Source organism: Flavobacterium sp. (assembly GCF_043756175.1).
GTDB lineage: Bacteria > Bacteroidota > Bacteroidia > Flavobacteriales > Flavobacteriaceae > Flavobacterium.
In genome coordinates, this window is record NZ_JAYURN010000163.1 from 1 (window position 1) to 2,740 (window position 2,740).

General features: G+C 34.1%; 3 protein-coding genes. All 3 read right to left on the minus strand.

Features of this window, described 5'->3' with window-relative positions; genetic code table 11:
- Positions 1–892, minus strand: an 892-nt coding sequence (locus ACH2BP_RS12720) for a glucosaminidase domain-containing protein (RefSeq protein ID WP_395060478.1), incomplete at its 3' end; no start/stop codon positions are given.
- Positions 885–1,763, minus strand: coding sequence for a 1-aminocyclopropane-1-carboxylate deaminase/D-cysteine desulfhydrase (locus tag ACH2BP_RS12725; protein WP_395060482.1), 879 nt, complete (start codon positions 1,761–1,763; stop codon positions 885–887). The genes ACH2BP_RS12720 and ACH2BP_RS12725, both read right to left, overlap by 8 nt.
- Positions 1,764–1,871: 108 nt before the next feature.
- Positions 1,872–2,740: T9SS type A sorting domain-containing protein (locus tag ACH2BP_RS12730; protein ID WP_395060480.1), on the minus strand; the 869-nt coding region annotated here is incomplete at its 5' end.

Here is a 2,740-nt window from a genome sequence, read left to right on the forward strand (position 1 = left end):
TATTGGCTACCAGATTGTTTTTTTCTTTTAACTCATTAATTCCCAAATTGAATTTTTTGGAAATAGAATATAACGTATCTCCTTTTTGAACTTGGTACAAAGTTACCCCACGAGTTGTATTTTTTATGGTCTCGATAGGGATTTTTCCGGTCAATTGTTTTTCCAATAGTATATTCTCATTCCCTAAAACCTGATCATCATATTGGTTTAAATTATACCGTTCGATATAAGAAATCAATTTATTTGGATATTTTGGGTCTGTGGCATAACCTGCGGTTCTTAATCCTCTTGCCCATCCTTTATAATCTCCTTTTGACAAGGCAAATAAATTAGAATATCTTCCTCTGGTAGTCAAAAACAACGCGTGGTCTTTGAAAGATTCCGATACATTATCATATTTCCTGAAGCATTCCTGTGCCGAATCATCATCATGTTTTATAGTTTCTCCCGTCCAGTCTTGATGGCATTTTATTCCAAAATGATTATTTGCATTTACCGCTAAATCACCTCTTCCGGCTCCCGATTCCAGAATTCCCTGAGCCAATACAATACTAGCCGGAATGCCGTAAGTCCTCATGTTATCCATAGCGACATTCTTAAATTGAGCAACATAATTGACCACAACATCACTACTGACTACAGTTTGTGAAGTCGAAACGATCACTTCCGTTGACTGATTAGGATAGTCTTGTTTGGGTGAATTTGATACAGCTGGTCTTTTCACCGGTGGCTTTGCAACGACTGGTTTTGTGATAATTGGCTTTTTAGCAGTACGAACGATTTCCGTTTTTGGCTTTGAAGGTATTTTCTTTGTGGTTACAATAACAGGCTTAGTGGCATTACAGCCAACCAAAGTCAGTATTACGAGAATCAGTATATATTTTTTAAACATTGATGTGTATTATTGGTAATTTTTTGTTTTTTAATTTCATATTCATTCCCTGAATTCCTTGAATTCCACCGGTATGAATGAGTAAAATTTTTGATTGAGGGGGAAAATAGTTCTTATGTATTAAATCTATAACGCCAAAAACCATCTTTCCAGTATAAATGGGATCCAAAGGAATGTTATTTTCTGCAAAAAACTGGTTAATAAATGCGATTAACTCAATATTAACTTTTCCATATCCGCCAAAGTGATAATCCGTCAGCAGCTCCCAATTATTATTTATTACAATATTACGAATTTCCTCTTTTAAAAAATCCCCTTTTAAAGCTGGGAATCCTAAAACTTTCTGATGCGGTAAAATGCTGTTTATAATTCCACAAATAGTTCCGCCCGTCCCTATGGAACAGCCAATATAATCAAATTCTGCATCCTCTGCAGTCAAAATTTCCTCGCAGCCTTTGATTGCCAAATCATTAGTTCCGCCTTCAGGAATAAGATAAAAATTGCCGAATTTTTGTTTTAGATCTTCTAAAAACGAAATTTCTGTTTTTAATCGGTAGGTTTCTCTGCTAACAAATTCGAATTGCATTCCGCAGTTTTCGGCAAATTGCAGGGTTGGATTTTCCGAAATTTTATCCCGTAGTTCGTCCCCTCTGATAATGCCAATCGTTTTGAATCCTTTTTCCTTTCCAGCAAAAGCCAGAGCGGCAATATGATTAGAAAAGGCCCCGCCAAAAGTGAGCAGCGTTTCCTGCTGTTCTTCTTTTGCTTGAAGCAAATTATACTTTAGCTTTCTAAACTTATTTCCAGAAACAAAAGGATGAAGCAAATCTTCCCGTTTGAAATGTATGGTGATTCCGTTTGGAAATTGCATTGTTAACTGTTGATTCAAACCAAAAATTTTTTGGACAAAGGTAAAATTTATAAATAATAAAAGTGCAACCTTAACAGATTGCACTTTAGTTTTTAGTATAAAATAAATTTAGTTTTTGATGATAATCTTTTTTCCGACTTCGATTTTATCTTTTGTTGCAAGCTTAACGATATAAATACCGTCACTTAAACCTGAGGTAGGAAATTTATACGAGGCATCTGTACCTAAATCTTTTTTGCTGAAAATTATTTTCCCAGCTACATCATACAAACTGCAAGTAGCAAGATCCATTAACAATGAATTACTTATTGTAAGACTTTTTTCAGTGTTATTTTGATAAACTACAAAATTTTGAATTGCTTTTTCTTCCAAACCTAAAGACGCTTTAGTCTTAAAAGTAATTTCATATTGTTTATTATTAACTCCCGAAGGCAAAGTCAACTCGTGAAAACTATTCTTAATATCATAAAATAAATCTTTAACCTTGTCATGCAAGTAAACGTTTGAAGCAGCAGTAAAGTTTAAAATTTCTTTAACTGTAATTTTATAATTAGCTTCTCCCGTATTTCTAAAACCAATGGGAATACTTTTATCAATATCAAATTTTAAAGCATTGATCACAAATTCTGAATCCTCTAACACAAAATATACATCCGCTGCTGAATCATCACTTGACGACATGGCGTCCATCGCACGATCGACCCCGTCTGTCGCTTCGGGAATAAATGCCAAAGCTAATTGACGAACTCCTTCATTGTTTAACAAAGTATTAAAACGAATTTGAGGTGTAGGAGCAATACTTACTTTTGAATAATCATATCCAGAAACGGATTGAATTTCAGACATATACCCCGAAGTATTCTTCGTTTTATATTGATTTGAATTTTTTTCAAATTGAGAATAATTAGTTGCACCTTCCTTAACAAAAACTCGGTAACTATTCTTCATTTCTACGGTTCCGTTAGCGTTTCCATCAA

Bases quoted from the DNA above. Each gene is read 5' to 3' on its own strand.
- ACH2BP_RS12725 (WP_395060482.1), bottom strand. From the start codon at position 1,763: ATGCAATTTCCAAACGGAATCACCATACATTTCAAACGGGAAGATTTG.